Below are 14,446 nucleotides of genomic sequence, written 5' to 3' on the forward strand. Positions count from 1 at the left end.
CGAGGGGAGGGGTTTCCTGGCTCACGCTGGCTTCTGGACGAGCATCACGCGTGCGGAGTTCTGGAACCCGGGCTTGAAGTCCTCGACCGCGGTGGCATCGTGGTCGAGGACGCGGCGACGCTCCGCGCGAGGACCCGGATGCGATTCCTCCCCGCCAAGGCCGCCCCCTCAGGCGGCGCGCCTAGCGCTTCTGTGCCCGGTAGCGCTTCATCAGCGCCGTGATCCGGGCCTGGTCCGCCTGCCCGTTGAGTTCGGTCAGAAGATCGTCGGGGCACAGCTCGTAGAGGTCGCCCCACCAGCGCCGGCCCCGGTTGTCCCAGATGCGATAGCCCCCGGGCACACCCCTGGCGACGTAACGTCTCCTGGCCACGGTCCCCCCGCTCTCGCGACGTCTGCGACGCGACCGTACGCACCCCGGGGACGCCGGGCGAGCCAATATCCGGGGTCGCACCCTCGACTCCCCCTGGTCGACTGTCCGGATCCGGTGTTTCTCCGGGGCGGAGTTGATGGCACCCTGGCGAGCACTTCGGAACAGGCCGGCAGAGCGGAAGCGGCAGCATGATCAAGTGGATGCCCCTGGGCACCGGAGCCAGGCCCGTCCCTCAGCCGGTGGCGACGCCGCTGGTCTGGGCCGGGGCCTTCGCGGGGGCGCTGGCGCTGGTGGCGTGTCTCAACACCGTGGTGGGGCCGGACCGTCCGGAACTGGCCCTGCCCGCACTGTCCGTGCTGGCCGCCGTGCTCGGCCTGTGCGCCCGCTTCACGGCCGCCCCCGGAACGGCCCTGCTCTGCTGGCTGTTCCTCAACGGCTTCGCCATCCCGCCCGCCGGCACCCTCACCTGGGCCGGACACCGCGACACCACCTGGCTGGCCTGCCTGTTCGCCGCCACCCTCCTGGGCACGGCCCTGGCCCGCCTGACCCACGCCCGCGCCGCCTACCGCCGCCTCACCCCGAGGAACACCCGCAACGACGGCGGCCCCGGCGGCACGGTCTAGTCAGGGCGCGAGAGTTCGTCCAGCTCGGCGGCGAAGAGCTGTGCGGGGTCGATCCCCATCCCCCTGAAGTGGCCCGCGAGTTCCAGGGACAGGACGCCGTGCAGCCGGGTCCAGAAGGTCAGGGCGCGGCGGAGGGCCGCGGGCGGGGCGGGGTGTCCGGCCGCCCAGTCGCGGTGGGCTTCGAGGTGCGCGTCGAGCGGTGTCGGCGGTGTCGGCGGGGTGTCCGGTGACAGCGTGGCGCAGGCGTCGAGCAGGGTCGCCAGGATCTCCGAGGAGATCGCGGTGACGTCGTCGGGTGCGTGGTAGCCGGGGACGGGGGTGCCGTAGATGAGGAGGTACCGCTGGGGGTCCGCCAGGGCCCAGCCGCGCAGGGCATGCCCCAGCGCGACGACATCGGGCCCGGCCTCGGAGGCCGCGCGGAAGGTGTCGGCGAGGCTCCGGTAGGCGTCGGTGACCAGCTCGGTGATCAGCTCGTCGCGGCCGGCGAAGTACCGGTACAGCGCGGGCCCGCTCATCCCCATCCGCTTGGCGATCGCGTTGAGGGACAGCGCGGACGCTCCCGCCGTGGCGATCTGCTCCCACGCGTGTTCCTTGACCTCCGTACGCACCTGGGCGCGGTAGCGCTCGCGCGGGGTCTTCGCTCCTGCTTCAGTCACCGTTAGAGGTTATCACCAAAGTTATTGACACTCTCTCTGCTGGTGAGTTACAACTTCTAACGAACGAGAAGATGGATAACCAAAGATCGAGAGGGACACCATGGTCAGCATCAGCAACGTACGAGGCGGCGCCGTCACGGGCCTGGTCGCGCTCGCCGTCGCCGGCGTTCTCGCGAGCACCGTCCCCGCCGTCCAGGCCGCCCCGCAGGGCGGCACGTCCCAGTGCCGCGGGCGCGGCGTCGACGGCGACGCCCTCATCCGCTACGAGGCCGACACCGTGATCAAGGCCCCGCTCAGCACGATCTGGAAGGTGCAGACCGACGTCGAGAGCTGGCCGTCCTGGCAGCCCCCGGTCACCACCGTGGAGCGGCTCGACTCCGGCCGCCTGCGCAAGGGTTCGCAGTTCCGGTGGACGACCCCGGCACCCGCCACCCCCACCACCCCCGCCACCACACTGGAGATCACCTCCACCGTCCGGCAACTCCGCGACCGCGACTGCCTCCTGTGGAGCGGCCCCGCGATCGGCGAGGGGCTGCGCATCGACGAGGGCGTCCATCTGTGGACGTTCAGGAAGGTGAAGGGCGGCGTGCGCGTCCACACCGAGGAGACCTGGACCGGCGCCCAGGTCGAGGCGGACGTCCCCACCGCCACCAAGGCCCTCGGCTACGGTCTCGACGCGTGGCTGCGCGATCTGAAGGCCGCCGCCGAGTCCCGCGCAGCCGCCTCGGCTGACAGGTCCTGACGCGTCGCGGGGGCGCGGACGCGTCTACCAGGCGCGGGCGGCCGCCCGGAGCCGGTCGCGGACCCGGAGCACGTCGGGGTTGGCCTCGGAGCCGGGCCGCTGGACGAGGAACAGGGTGTTCAGCGGCGCCTCCTCCGGGTCGTGGAGGAGGGCGAGGCGCCCGGAGTCGAGGTACTCCTGGCACAGCGAACGCGGCAGCACGCTGACGCCCGCCCCGGCGTTGACCGCGGACAGCACGGCGTACAGGTTGGGCACGGTCACCGCGGCCCGGGTGGTGAGCTGCCTGCCGAAGACGGTCCGCCAGTAGCGCCGCACGATGGGCAGGTCCTCGGCGTAGGTGACCATCGGCACCTCGCGCAGGGCGGCGCACAGGTCGCCGTCCGCCCGAGGATCCGCGGCGATGCGCCGGGCCCAGTCGGGGGAGGCCACGAGCAGATACTCCTCGTCGGCGAGCGGGACGGACTCCAGGGCCCGGCCGCGAGGACGCCGGGTCGTGATGACGAGGTCGTGGCGGCCCGACCGCATCTCCTCCAGCAGGGGTTCGGGCAGCCCCTGGGTGACGCGCAGCCGGACGCCGTCGGCGACGAGGGGGACCAGGGCGGGCAGGACGCGTACGCACAGCAGTTCCGACGGCCCGGCGAGATGCACGGGCAGGGTCGGGCCGCCCTCCCGGCCGCCCTCCAGGGTGGCGAGGGTGTCGAGCGGGCCCTCGATCCGCGCGGCCAGTTCGTGGGCGACGGGCGTGGGTTCGACACCGCGCGGCAGCCGGGTGAACAGCTCGCGACCGGTCTGCTGCTCCAGGGCGCGGATCTGCGCCGTCACGGTCGGCTGGGACAGCCCGAGCGCGGGCGCGGCGGCGGTGAACGTACCGGCGCGGTAGACGGCGAGGAAGGTGCGCAGCAGGTTCAGGTCGGTGTGGGCGGGTAGCCGCCTGCCGGTACCGGCGGCCTCGGACGTCCGGTTGTCCATGACGTCAGCGTAGCCGCCGAGGTCCATCGGAGTGTCGATGGGCGATATCGACTCCCCTATTGGTACTCCGATGGGAGCCGGGCCTAGCGTCGTGGTGACGACGCAGCCGGACCATGCGGACCCACCACCCCTCAGAACCGTAGGAGCACCCCATGGCGAAGATCCTTTTCCTGATGACCGGCGCCGACCACTGGACGCTGGCCGACGGCAGCAAGCACCCCACCGGCTTCTGGGCCGAAGAGGCGGTCGCCCCCTACGAGGCGTTCAAGGCCGCCGGTCACGAGATCACCGTGGCCACCCCGGGCGGCGTCGTCCCGCCGGTCGACCCGGGCAGCCTGGCCCCCGAGGCCGCCGGCGGCGCGGACAACGCCGCGAAGATCAAGGCCGTGGTGGAGGGCGCCCCGGAGTTCCGCGCCCCGCTGACGCTGACCGACGTACGCCTCGACGACTTCGACGCGGTGTACGTCCCCGGCGGCCACGGCCCGATGGAGGACCTGGCCGTCGACACCGACTCCGGCGCCCTCCTCGCCCGGGCGGTGGAGTCCGGGCTGCCGGTCGGCGTGGTCTGCCACGGCCCGGCCGCGCTGCTGGCCGCGGTGAAGGAGGACGGCGGCAACGCCTACGCCGGCTACCGGATCACCGCCTTCACCAACACCGAGGAGCGGCTCGCCGGCAGCGCCGACAAGGCGAAGTGGCTGCTCGAGGACCGGCTGACCGAGGCGGGCCTGACGGTCGAGACCGGGGAGCCGTGGGCGCCGCACGTCCGGGTCGACCGCAACGTCGTCACCGGCCAGAACCCGGCCTCCTCCGCCCCGCTCGCCGCCGAACTGCTCAAGAAGCTCCCCTGACGGGTGCTTCTGCGTCCAGTCGGACGCGTTCTGCGTGGTCATGGTGCGGGGTCTCCTTCTGGTGAGCCGACACTTCGTCTCTGGGAGGGCTACTACGCCAACGTCGCGGACATCTCCTTCCTGAACGGGGGCGGCCCCGGGCTGAAGGAGGACGGCCTCGACCTCAGCTTCGGCACGTTCGCGGCGTCCCCGGCCGCCTGTCCTGGACGGCGAAGCAGGACGGCACGCCGGAGGAGCGGCTCGACGTGCTGCACGCCTGGCTGGTCGAGGACCTGCCCGGCGGCCGGGTGCGGATCCTGACCCAGGAGACGCAGATCGGCCGGCCCGCCGCGGCCCTGGCGGCCGAGCGGCCCGACCCGATGCTCAACGGGCACCAGGCCTGGCTGGACGGCCTCGTCACCGCCGCCTCCAGGTAGCCGCGCACCCCGGGCCTCCCGGCCGCGGACCCGGCGGACGGGTGCCCGGCCGGGAGTACCGTGGAGGTACCGAGAGCGCTTCGCGCACCGGCCCCGACACCGGTGCCGCCCTCGGCGACCGACGACCCCGGGTCGGGTCCTCCCGTGCCCGGAGCAGGGCTTGCCTCATGACGGTGCACGTTCCGGTCGCGCCGACGACCGCAGAGATTCCCGGGCGGCGGGCCGTCCCGGACCGGCGCGGCCCGCGGAGGCCCCGTCCGCCGAGGCCGGAGCGCGGCTCCTCGCCCCGTGAGGGCGCCCGCGTCCGCGAGCTGACCCGGCGTCAGGTCGAGGACCGGCTGGGGGAGCTGGGCGATCTGTACGCGGACACCTCCGGCGGCGGCCCGTGGGCGTGGAACGAGGCCCGCGGCGCCTTCCTGCGCCGGCTGGCGGCCGACGCGAAACGTCCGGGGTTCTCGCTGCTGATCGCCGAGACCACCGCCCTGACCGGCTGCGCCTACGGCTTCCCCGTACGCGGCGACGGGCCCTGGTGGGAGGGCTTCGACGGATACCTCCCGGGAAGCCTGCTCCGCCTCGCGGGCTCCGGGCGCCTCTTCATGGTCTCCGTCATCCTCGTCCAGCCCTGGGTGCGCCGGCAGAACCAGGACCGCGCCTGGAACCTCGCCCGGCGCCTCCAGAGACGACTGCTCACCGACCACGGCGCCACCGTCGGCGTCACCCTGGTGAACCGCTCCGACGACAGGATCGTCGAGGCCCTGCGCTCCTGGGGGTGGCGCTGCCTCGACGGCGACACCCCGGGCACCATGCGGCCGGGCCCGTTCCGCGTCCTGGTCCTCGGGACCTGAACCGTCCCGTGTTGTTACACGGCCGGAGTACGGTGGAGACCACGAGCACTTCCGTATGCCGGAATCCACCGGCCCAGGACCGTCGCCTCGTCTCCGGCGAGTCCACCCGAGCACCTTTCCTCCCAGAGCACGTCGCCCGTTCTCACTGGGGCAGCCCGTGACTCCGGCCGCGCCATCCGCATCCAGGCCGAGGAGCCACGCATGCCGTCCATTCCGGCCACGCCCACGATGAGCTTCCAGGGCGACGTCCCCGCACCGCTACGGCACCCGTGTGCGCGGCCGGTTGCGCGGGCTGCCGCACGCACACGTCGGCCGGCTGTTCCGCGACGACCGGACGCCGCCGACCTCCTCGCCGACCTCCACCACGCCGACCCCACCAGCGCCCGGCACGGCCGAGCGGGTCGCGGCCCGGCGCGCCTGACCTCGACCCTTCGCTCTCTTACGGCAGTTGGCAGGAGTTCATCATGACCACCGCACTGCAGCCCCAGATTCCCTCCCAGCCCGTCCTCCGGATGCGCCTGGCACCCCGCAGCGGCATGCCCCGGCCCATCGACGGAGCATGGTGGCCTCGTTCGTACGATCTGCTCGCGGAACTCCCCTCGCTGCTCGCGGGGTTGCCGCGCGCGTGGGGCCAGATCACCAGCGTCACCGTCAACGGGGCGGTGTGGTCCGCGGTGCCCGGCCGCACGCTCGTCTTCAACCAGGTCGTACGACTGCACAGGGCCCTCGCCGCGTCCGCACCGCACACCGCCGTCCTGCTCGCCCCGGGCCGGGGTCGCTGGGACCTGCTCGTGGTGCCGCCGGATACGACCGAGGCGGCGGCGGAACCGCTGATGGCGGCAGCCGCGAGCGATCAGGAGTGACGACAGGGAAGCAGGCGAGTGCGATGGCCGACTCTTCTTCCGCCCCGCGTGTGACCAGGCTGCTGCCGGACGCCGTCCACCGGGCCGTGCGCCCCGGGACGGCCGTCGTACGGCTGGAGACGACGCACGACCGGCAGGGCGTGCTCGACGGGGCGTGGTGGCCGCGCTCCCGCGACATCGCCGCCGAGCTGCCCGGTCTGATCACCGCGCTGACCGATTACCTCGGGCCCGTCACCCGTGTCGGCCTGGACGCCGGAGCCTGGGAAGGGCTGCCGACGCGGATGACCATCGACGACCGGGTCGTCCACATCGACTCCTTCGCGGCAGGTGACGACACCGTCCTGATCACCCGGGGCGAGCAGGATCTCTTCTCCCTCCTCGTGGTCCCCTCGCACACGCCGCCCGACGCCGCGCGCGCGGCCATGGCCGAAGCCGTCCGCGTCGGCAGCGTGACGCGGGCCGAACGGATCCTCCTCGACACCGGCAGCGCGTAGACCGGGCCCTCCGTACGGTCCGCCGGGCCTGTGCGCGGAGTACGCTGGAAATACCGAGGATATTTCGAACACCGGCTTCCAGGCCCGTGTCGTTTTCGGCGATTCAATACGCGGGCCGGTCGCGACCGGCCCGGGGCAGGTTCGCGTCATGACTGCGACCATTTCCCACCCGCCGACGACCGAAGCCGAAGACCGGTTCTCCCCGGCCCCTCCGCGTCTGTCGCTGGCACCCGTCGGCTCCGCCCCGGCTCTGCTGGACGGCGCCTGGTGGCCCCGTTCCCGCGATCTCGGGGCGGAACTCCCGGCCCTGACCGCCGTACTCGATCCGCTGTGGGGGCGGATCACCCGGGTCACCGTGAACCCCACCCAGTGGCCGGTCGTTCCACGCAAGGTGCCCGTCGCCGGGCACGTGGTGAACGTGGGCTGGTTCCTGGCCGAGCAGGACCCGCACGAACTGCTGTTGCTCTCCTACCACGTGGGCCGCTGGAACCTCCTGGTCGTCCCGCCGCGGACCACGCCCGAGTCGGCCGCCTGGCTGATGGCCGCCGCGAGCGACCCACGCGGCGTGCTGACCGCCAGCCGGCTGCTGGAGGAGGCGGCGCGGCTGCGGGTCCTGCGCGACGCCGACCGGGCCGTGGAGGCGGTCTGGGACTCCGAAGGCGGGCACGCGGCCCGCGGCCTGGCCGCACGTCGACGCATCCCGACGGGAAGGTGAGGACGGTGCAGACGTTCGTGACCGTGGCCGCGATCCTGGGGATGATCGTGATCGGGGTCCTCCTCATCCGCCTGCTGAACTCCCAGCACGGCGACCGCATGGCCGGCGTCCACTACGGCCGCTCCGGGATGCCGGTCCAGGGCCCGGCTCCGTCCGTCCGCCGCAAGGCACACGGGCGATTCCGTCCCGGGCGCCGCGACCGCGAGCGGGCACGGTACGGCTGACGGCCGAGCCGCGCTGTCCCGTACGGTCGGCGAGCCGCCCGTCAGGGTCGCGTACGCCGTTGCCGCCCGGCCTTCGTCTCCGTAGCCCCGGCCGTTCCGGGAGCGGTCAGGTCCAGGAGCAGCATGGCGTCGTGGTCGGGCGTGTCGGGGTCGGCGGTGTAGATGCCGAGGCGCTGGCCGGGGGTGCCTTCGAGTTGCATGCTCTGGCCGGCGAGGGTGAGGACGCCGACCTCGGGGTGGTGGAAGGTCTTCTGGAGCTTCTTGCGCCCGATGACGTCGTAGCGCTCCCACAGCTTCGCGAAGTCCGGGCTCTTGAGGACGAGTTCGCCCACCAGCTGGGTGAGGTCGGGCGCGTCCGGGGCGGTGCCGGCCAGGCTGCGGAGCCGGGCCACGCAGCCGCGTACCTGCTCGTCCCAGTCGGGGAAGAGGCCGCGCGCGGCGGGGTGGAGGAAGAGATAGCGGGCGAGATTGCGCTGCCCCGCGGGCCAGTCGGCGATGCCCGCGTACAGGGCGAGTCCGCCGGGGTTCCAGGCGAGCAGGTCCATGCTCCGGCTGATCACGTACGCGGGGCTCGGGCGGAGCGTCTCCAGGATCAGCCTCAGATGCGGGCGCACGGTCCGGCTCGGCGGCGGCGGAGGCTCGGGGGCGTACCGTGCGGCCCGGGCGGCGAGGTCGCGCAGATGCCGGTGCTCGGCGTCGTCGAGTCGCAGCGCGCGGGCGAGGGCGTCGAGCACGGCGGGGCTGGGGCGGGTCTCCTTGCCGCGTTCCAGGCGGACGTAGTAGTCGATGCTCACCCCGGCGAGCGTCGCCAGCTCCTCACGGCGCAGGCCGGGCGTGCGACGCAGACCGGGGCCGACGGTGAGACCGACCTGCTCGGGGAGGGTCTGGGTACGCCGGGCCCGCAGGAACTGCCCCAGCTCCGTCCCCACCCCGACCCCGCCGCTGCTCTGCTCGGATGCCATACGGCCAGTGTCACACCGCCCTGACCTGCCCGGCGGAGAAGTGGGGGGCCCTGTCACTGCCCCCCCCGACAACCGACGCGTCCGCGTCGAGGACCGGCCCGCTACCGCACCGGCTGCCGCCACCACGCGCCCGACGCGTCGCGCAGCGTGTTGGTGCCGCAGTGCACCTCGCCCATGCCGAGGTGGTACGTGTACCAGTCGTCGATGTACGACACCTTCATGCCGACCTTCGTGTAGACGGCGTTGACGGCCTCCGTGAAGATGTCCTTGCCCGCGATGACGGGCCCCCACTGGCGCGGGGCGAGGTAGCGGTCGCGGCCCAGGAGCACGCCGTTGACCGCGCCGGGCACGTACGCGCTGGTCTGCACCGTCGCCGGGGCGGCCGCCGCACGCGGGGCCGCCGGGTTCTCGGCGAGCCACTTCTGCTGGCCGCGGTCCCGGAGGCTGTCCACCAGGTCGGGCGCGGCGCCCATGCGCGTCAGACGCGGCACGGGAACGTCCTGGCCGTCGGCGGCGAAGGCCTCCGACTCACGGGTGTACAGCGCGGGCACCCGCACGATCTCCTCGTCGGTGACACCCGTCTCCCGCTTGAGGATCTCCAGGTTGGCCGCGATGCGCCGGGCCGCCATCTCGTTGTCGGACACCAGGTGCCGGGAGGCGAGCGCCTGGTCGATGGTCTCCTTGGGCGCGGGGCTGTCGCTGCGGCCCGGGACGGAGAACATCTTCGTCGCGCCGTGGCCGTCGCGCTTGGCGTCACGCAGCAGCCGCAGCCCCGCCTGCGGGTCGGCGACGCCGATGCGCCAGCCGCGCGGGGTGTCGGCGGGCAGGAACTGCACGAACTCGTCGACGTGCCCGACGCCCAGCCAGGAGGTGTCCAGCAGCAGCGGGTCCTGCATGCCCTGCGACTTGAGCATCGTCCGCATCACCTTCGACGGACGTGCCCCGCTGTCCTTGCGCTCGCCCATGATGATGCGCCCGGCCGGGAAGGAGCGCCCGCCCTGCGCGTAGGGCGGGATGGTCTCCAGGTTGCCGAAGGAGTTGAGCGACCAGTCGTCGGGCTCCGCCGGGTCCTTCACCTGCACGACGCCGATGTCCCGGCCGCGGACCTTCTCGAACAGCTCGCGGCCCGCGTCCCGGTCCGGCTGGGCGGAGCGCAGCATCACGCGCATCACCTGCGGCTGCCCGCCAGGACCGCTCATGTTGACGTAGGCCGGTTCGACGAAGTCCTGGGCCCAGGGGTCGGCGTACTTCGTGAACTTGACCAGCGGCGTGGTGACCCCGGCCTTCTTGACCTCCTTGCCGAGTTCGGCGACGAACTTCTGCTGGAGACGGCTGTACTCGCCCTCGCCCTGGACCTCGGTCACCATCACCTGCTGGGTGTTCTGCAGGTGATGGTGGGTCAGCAGCGGTGCGACGCGCAGGGTCACGGCGTCGGAGGTGGACTTCTGCCCGGACTTGACCGTCAGCCGGACCACCGCGCGGCCGTCCCACTTCGCCGTGTCCCGGACGATGTCGGTGGCCTCGATGCCGAACTCCACGCCGGAACGCAGCTCGGCGGCGGTCAGCCGGGTCGTGGACGTCACCAGGACCCACTTGCCGTCCCGCTTGAGGAAGAGGTGGGCGTGCTTGCCGCCCGTGGTGACCTTCAGACTGCCCTTGGCGTTCGAGGCCAGGCCGGGCATCGGCACGGAACGGACCCGGGCGAGGTCGGCGGCGTCCGCGGTGCCGTTGACCTTCGTGTCGGTGCCGTCGTTGCACGCGGCCAGCTTGGCGTCGGACAGGGGTCTGCCGCCCGGCCCGGAGACGGGACACCGCTTGGTGTCGTCGTCGATGTTGGGCAGGTAGACGGCCCCGCGCCCGACCGACCAGGTGTCCTCGCCGGTCTTGTCGCTGCCACCGGTGACATCGACCCGCCCGTCGCGGTTCACATCGGCGCGCAGATCGGCCCGCCCGGCCGTCTCGACGGCGGAGGCGGAGCCGGCCGGCCCGGCCAGCACGGAGCCGGCCGCGGCGAGGGCCAGGACCAGCGACCCGGCCGGAATCAGACGTGGACGTATGTGAGTACGTGAACGCACAGCGCGGTCCTCTCGATTGGGGGGTGACGCTGTGCTAGAGGCGGAAGAGGGCCTGTGCGTTGCCTGTGACGGGGTGGTTAGCGCTCGGGTGCCGCGTGGCGCGTGCGGAACGTGCGGCGGTAGGAGTCCGGCGGCACGCCGACCGTCCGGTTGAAGTGCCGGCGCAGCGTCGTGGCGGTGCCCATGCCGGTGGCCGTCGCGATGGTGTCGACCGTGTCGTCGGTGGTCTCCAGCAACTCCTGGGCGCGGCGGATCCGTTGGGTCAGGAGCCATCGCAGGGGCGTGGTGCCGGTGACCGTCCGGAAGTGGCGGCCCAGGTGGCGTGAGCTCATCCCCGCCCGGCGGGCCAGGTCCTCCACCGTGAGCGGCTGGTCGAGGCGCTCGATCGCCCAGGGGAGCAGCGCGGCCAGCGGGTGGTCGTCCCGGGTGGGTACCGGGGCGGCGACGAACTGGGCCTGGCCGCCGGCCCGGTGCGGCGGCACGACCAGGCGGCGGGCCACCGCGTTGGCGACGGCCGAGCCGTGGTCGAGCCGGACGAGGTGCAGACACAGATCCATCGCGGCGGCCTTGCCCGCTGAGGTGAGCACGCTGCCGTTGTCCACGTAGAGCACGTCCGGATCGACCTCGACGAGCGGATGGAGTCCGGCCAGGGCCTCGGTGTGGGCCCAGTGCGTGGTCGCGCGCCTGCCGTCCAGCAGCCCGGCCGCCGCCAGCACGAACGCGCCCGTGCACAGGGAGGCCACCCGCGCACCCGCCTCGTGGGCCGCGCGTACCGCGTCGACGAGCTCGGCGGGCGGGTCCACGTCGACGTCCGCCCAGCCGGGCACGATCACGGTGTCGGCATGCCGGAGCCGGTCGAGCCCCTGGTCGGGCTCCAGCCGGAACCGGCCGACGCGCACGGCCTCCGACCCGCAGACCTCGACGTCGTACCAGGGGACGGTCACACCCGCCGGGGGCGGGCCGAACACCTCGTACGCCAGGGACAGTTCGAAGTGCAGCATGCCATCGGTGACGGCGAGCGCGACGGTGGTCATGTCCGAAACTGTACGGGCCACGTCGTTCCGGACACTCACGGCGGTGCGTCCGCCCTCGCCAGGATGGTCGCGACGGGTCAAGCGGACCCGGCGGACCGTTTCGAGCAGGGGGAGATGTCATGGGGTCGGCAATGCGACCGGGGCAGACGGTGACGGTGTTCGGCGCGTACGGGCACACCGGGCGCTTCGTGGTGGCCGAGCTGCGGGCACGCGGATTCGTCCCGGTCCTCTCCGGCCGCGACGCCGGGAAGCTCCGGGCACTGGCGGCGTCCCTTCCCGGCGCCCCGGGTGTCCTCGAGGTCCGTCCGGCCTCGGTCGACGACCCCGGCTCGCTCGACCGCGCCCTGGACGGCGCGGACGCCGTCATCAACTGCGCCGGTCCCTTCGCCGTGACCGCCGCTCCCGTGATCGAGGCGGCGCTGCGCGCCGGGATCCCGTACGTCGACGTGGCGGCCGAGATCGAGGCCAACCTCGACACCTTCACGCACTTCGCGGACCGTGCCCGCGCGGCGGGAGCGGTGATCGTGCCCGCGATGGCGTTCTACGGCGGCCTCGGCGACCTGCTGGCCACCGCGGCGATGGGGGACTGGACGAGCGCGGACGAGGTGAACATCGCCTACGGGCTGAGCGGTTGGCACCCCACCCCCGGGACGCGTGTCGCGGGCACGGTCTCCCGGGAGCGCCGGGCGGGCAGGCGCGTCCGCTACACGGAGGGACGGCTGGAGTACCACGACGACGAGACGACCCTCCTCACGTGGCCCTTCCCGGAGCCGATGGGCACCCGGGAGGTCGTCGGGGAGTTCACGATGGCCGACGTCGTCACCGTCCCCAGTCACCTCTCCGTGCCCGAGGTGCGCACCCATATGACGACCGAGGCGGCGGGCGACCTCGCGGCCCCGGACACCCCGGCGCCCACCGCGGCCGACCGGAACGGCCGTTCCGAGCAGACCTTCCTGGTCGACGTGGTCGTACGGCGCGGTGACACCGAACGGCGTGCCGTGGCACGCGGCCGGGACATCTACGCCGTCACCGCACCGCTCGTGGTGGAGGCGGTGCACCGCGTCCTCACGGGCCGGACCCGCACGCTCGGCGTCGCCTCCGCCGGCCGGATCTTCGACGCCCCCGACTTCCTCCGGGCGCTGTCCCCGCACGTCACCCTCGACCCGCTCCCGTCGGCGAGCGTGTCCTGACGGCCGGAGCGGGCGCTGCGTCCGTCCGACGGGTGTGCGCCCCCGGTACCGGCGAGGTTCGGCGGGCGGGCGCAGACTCTCGACCAGAGTGGCCGGATGCGGTATATGCGGCGTATGGCCGGTGGAGGACCGTCCATGCTGACGCGCGTGGTGCTGGCGACGACCATCGGCACCGCGCTGGAGTGGTACGGCTTCATCCTGTTCAGCACCATGAGCGCGCTCGTCCTGAACCGGCTGTTCTTCCCGCCCGGCGACCCGGTCGCGGCGACCCTGGCGTCCTTCGCCACGTTCGCGGTCGGGTTCGCCGTCCGGCCGCTCGGCGCGCTGGTCATCGGGCACTACGGGGACCGGCTGGGCCGCAGACGGATGCTGGTGATCACGCTGGTCACGGTCGGCCTGGCCAGCGCCCTGATGGGCGCGCTGCCGACGTACGAGACCGCCGGGGCGTGGGCTCCCGCGCTGCTCGTGGTGCTGCGGATGATCCAGGGGTTCGGCGCGGGCGCCGAGTACGCGGGCGCCTCCCTCACCCTGGCCGAGTTCGCCACGCCGGAGCGCCGCGGACGGTACGCCGCCATCCCCCCGGCGGGTGCGGCGGTCGGCGCGCTGCTCTCGGCCGGGGCCGTCGCCGCCGTGGCGGCCCTGCCCCCGGACGACTTCCTCGACTGGGGATGGCGCATCCCCTTCCTGGTCACCATCCTGGTCACGGCGACCGGCTTCTACATCCGCGTCAGCGTGGCCGAGAGCCCGATGTTCGAGCAGGTCAAGCGGGAGCGGGGAGTCGCGCGTGCGCCTGCGGTGGAGCTGGCCCGCGGCGCTCCGCGGACCCTCTTCCTCGGGGTGATCAGCAGTATCGGGCCGAACGTCGCCGCGTACATCCCGGTGGTGTTCGCGCTCGCCTATCTCACCGAGCGGCTCGACGTCTCCCGCACGGTCACCCTCGTCGGGGCGCTGATCTACTTCGCGTGCAGTGCGGCGATGACGCCGGTGGCCGGGGCGCTGGGCGACGTGGTCGGCCGCCGGGTCGTGCTCGGCTGGGCCATGGTGGCCGCGGCGGCGTTCGCGTTCCCCTTCTTCTGGCTGCTGGACACCGGGGAGGCCGGGTACGTGTGGTTCGCGTTCGGCCTGAGCGGGCTGCTGCTGGGGGCTCAGCTCGGCGCCCAGGCGGGCTTCCTGGCGGACCTGTTCACGACCAGGACCCGGTTCAGCGGGGTCGCCCTCAGCCGCGAGGTGGCGGCGGCGCTGGCGGGCGGCACCGCGCCCCTCGTCGCGGCCGCGCTGCTGGAGGCGGCCGGGGGAGAACCCTGGCCGGTGGTCCTGTACATGAGCGTGCTGCTGCTGATCAGCGCGCTGGCGGTGGCCCTGATCCACGGCTTCGGACGGCACGAGCAGCGGGGGGAGTGACGGGGCCCGCCGGCCTCCG

The 14,446-nt window shown here is 73.2% G+C and carries 18 protein-coding genes; 12 read left to right on the top strand and 6 right to left on the bottom strand.

The window, feature by feature from the left end:
* Positions 1 to 181: 181 nt before the first annotated feature.
* Positions 182 to 370 (bottom strand): hypothetical protein, encoded by a 189-nt coding sequence (locus ACFT4A_RS38635; protein ID WP_382840266.1) that lies wholly within the window; start codon positions 368 to 370, stop codon positions 182 to 184.
* A gap of 188 nt (positions 371 to 558) precedes the next feature.
* On the opposite strand from ACFT4A_RS38635, the gene ACFT4A_RS38640 reads away from it, so the two are divergent.
* On the top strand, positions 559 to 993 hold the full coding sequence (locus tag ACFT4A_RS38640; protein ID WP_382840268.1) for a hypothetical protein: 435 nt from the start codon (positions 559 to 561) through the stop codon (positions 991 to 993).
* Here the strand turns inward: ACFT4A_RS38640 and ACFT4A_RS38645 are convergent.
* The gene (locus ACFT4A_RS38645) at positions 990 to 1,649 is read right to left on the bottom strand and encodes a TetR/AcrR family transcriptional regulator (protein WP_382840271.1); all 660 of its coding nucleotides are present in this window, start codon (positions 1,647 to 1,649) and stop codon (positions 990 to 992) included. The two genes, ACFT4A_RS38640 and ACFT4A_RS38645, sit on opposite strands and share 4 nt — an antisense overlap.
* A 100-nt stretch (positions 1,650 to 1,749) precedes the next feature.
* Here ACFT4A_RS38645 and ACFT4A_RS38650 point away from each other — a divergent pair, with 100 nt between their 5' ends.
* A complete protein-coding gene (locus tag ACFT4A_RS38650; protein WP_382840273.1) occupies positions 1,750 to 2,391 on the top strand; it encodes an SRPBCC family protein in 642 nt (213 codons plus the stop codon).
* 24 nt (positions 2,392 to 2,415) lie between these two features.
* Here the strand turns inward: ACFT4A_RS38650 and ACFT4A_RS38655 are convergent, their stop codons facing one another.
* Positions 2,416 to 3,360 carry a LysR family transcriptional regulator gene (locus tag ACFT4A_RS38655; protein WP_382840276.1) on the bottom strand — a complete coding sequence of 315 codons (945 nt, stop codon included), beginning with the start codon at positions 3,358 to 3,360 and terminating at the stop codon, positions 2,416 to 2,418.
* A gap of 152 nt (positions 3,361 to 3,512) precedes the next feature.
* Here ACFT4A_RS38655 and ACFT4A_RS38660 point away from each other — a divergent pair, with 152 nt between their 5' ends.
* From ACFT4A_RS38660 to ACFT4A_RS38695, 8 genes are all read left to right on the top strand, one after another.
* Positions 3,513 to 4,208 (top strand): type 1 glutamine amidotransferase domain-containing protein, encoded by a 696-nt coding sequence (locus ACFT4A_RS38660; RefSeq protein ID WP_382840278.1) that lies wholly within the window; start codon positions 3,513 to 3,515, stop codon positions 4,206 to 4,208.
* A 245-nt stretch (positions 4,209 to 4,453) separates the two neighbouring features.
* A complete protein-coding gene (locus ACFT4A_RS38665; protein ID WP_382840281.1) occupies positions 4,454 to 4,624 on the top strand; it encodes a hypothetical protein in 171 nt (56 codons plus the stop codon).
* A gap of 167 nt (positions 4,625 to 4,791) precedes the next feature.
* The gene (locus ACFT4A_RS38670) at positions 4,792 to 5,469 is read left to right on the top strand and encodes a hypothetical protein (RefSeq protein WP_382840283.1); all 678 of its coding nucleotides are present in this window, start codon (positions 4,792 to 4,794) and stop codon (positions 5,467 to 5,469) included.
* A 271-nt stretch (positions 5,470 to 5,740) separates the two neighbouring features.
* Positions 5,741 to 5,890, top strand: a complete 150-nt coding sequence (locus ACFT4A_RS38675; RefSeq protein WP_382840286.1) for a hypothetical protein — start codon at positions 5,741 to 5,743, stop codon at positions 5,888 to 5,890.
* 43 nt (positions 5,891 to 5,933) lie between these two features.
* Entirely contained in the window at positions 5,934 to 6,332 is a 399-nt protein-coding gene (locus tag ACFT4A_RS38680; RefSeq protein WP_382840289.1) for a DUF5994 family protein, read from the top strand.
* 23 nt (positions 6,333 to 6,355) lie between these two features.
* Positions 6,356 to 6,826, top strand: coding sequence for a DUF5994 family protein (locus tag ACFT4A_RS38685; RefSeq protein ID WP_382840291.1), 471 nt, complete (start codon positions 6,356 to 6,358; stop codon positions 6,824 to 6,826).
* A 148-nt stretch (positions 6,827 to 6,974) separates the two neighbouring features.
* A complete protein-coding gene (locus ACFT4A_RS38690) occupies positions 6,975 to 7,541 on the top strand; it encodes a DUF5994 family protein (protein ID WP_382840294.1) in 567 nt (188 codons plus the stop codon).
* Positions 7,542 to 7,546: 5 nt separating this feature from the next.
* On the top strand, positions 7,547 to 7,765 hold the full coding sequence (locus tag ACFT4A_RS38695) for a hypothetical protein (protein WP_382840297.1): 219 nt from the start codon (positions 7,547 to 7,549) through the stop codon (positions 7,763 to 7,765).
* 41 nt (positions 7,766 to 7,806) lie between these two features.
* Here ACFT4A_RS38695 and ACFT4A_RS38700 read toward each other — a convergent pair whose 3' ends face one another.
* The 3 genes from ACFT4A_RS38700 to ACFT4A_RS38710 all read right to left on the bottom strand — a co-directional run bounded on the left by ACFT4A_RS38700 (position 7,807) and on the right by ACFT4A_RS38710 (position 11,836).
* Positions 7,807 to 8,727, bottom strand: coding sequence for a helix-turn-helix transcriptional regulator (locus ACFT4A_RS38700; RefSeq protein ID WP_382840299.1), 921 nt, complete (start codon positions 8,725 to 8,727; stop codon positions 7,807 to 7,809).
* A 101-nt stretch (positions 8,728 to 8,828) separates the two neighbouring features.
* Positions 8,829 to 10,802 (bottom strand): protein-arginine deiminase domain-containing protein, encoded by a 1,974-nt coding sequence (locus tag ACFT4A_RS38705; RefSeq protein ID WP_382840302.1) that lies wholly within the window; start codon positions 10,800 to 10,802, stop codon positions 8,829 to 8,831.
* A gap of 77 nt (positions 10,803 to 10,879) precedes the next feature.
* A complete protein-coding gene (locus ACFT4A_RS38710; RefSeq protein ID WP_382840305.1) occupies positions 10,880 to 11,836 on the bottom strand; it encodes a helix-turn-helix domain-containing protein in 957 nt (318 codons plus the stop codon).
* 131 nt (positions 11,837 to 11,967) lie between these two features.
* Between ACFT4A_RS38710 and ACFT4A_RS38715 the strand changes: the two genes are divergently transcribed.
* Both ACFT4A_RS38715 and ACFT4A_RS38720 read left to right on the top strand, forming a co-directional pair.
* Complete coding sequence (locus tag ACFT4A_RS38715) at positions 11,968 to 13,026, top strand: saccharopine dehydrogenase family protein (protein WP_382840307.1); 1,059 nt, start codon at positions 11,968 to 11,970, stop codon at positions 13,024 to 13,026.
* A 135-nt stretch (positions 13,027 to 13,161) separates the two neighbouring features.
* Positions 13,162 to 14,427, top strand: a complete 1,266-nt coding sequence (locus ACFT4A_RS38720; RefSeq protein ID WP_382840309.1) for an MFS transporter — start codon at positions 13,162 to 13,164, stop codon at positions 14,425 to 14,427.
* Positions 14,428 to 14,446 lie beyond the last annotated feature (19 nt).

Source organism: Streptomyces sp. NPDC057099, assembly GCF_042671245.1.
GTDB lineage: Bacteria > Actinomycetota > Actinomycetes > Streptomycetales > Streptomycetaceae > Streptomyces > Streptomyces purpurascens.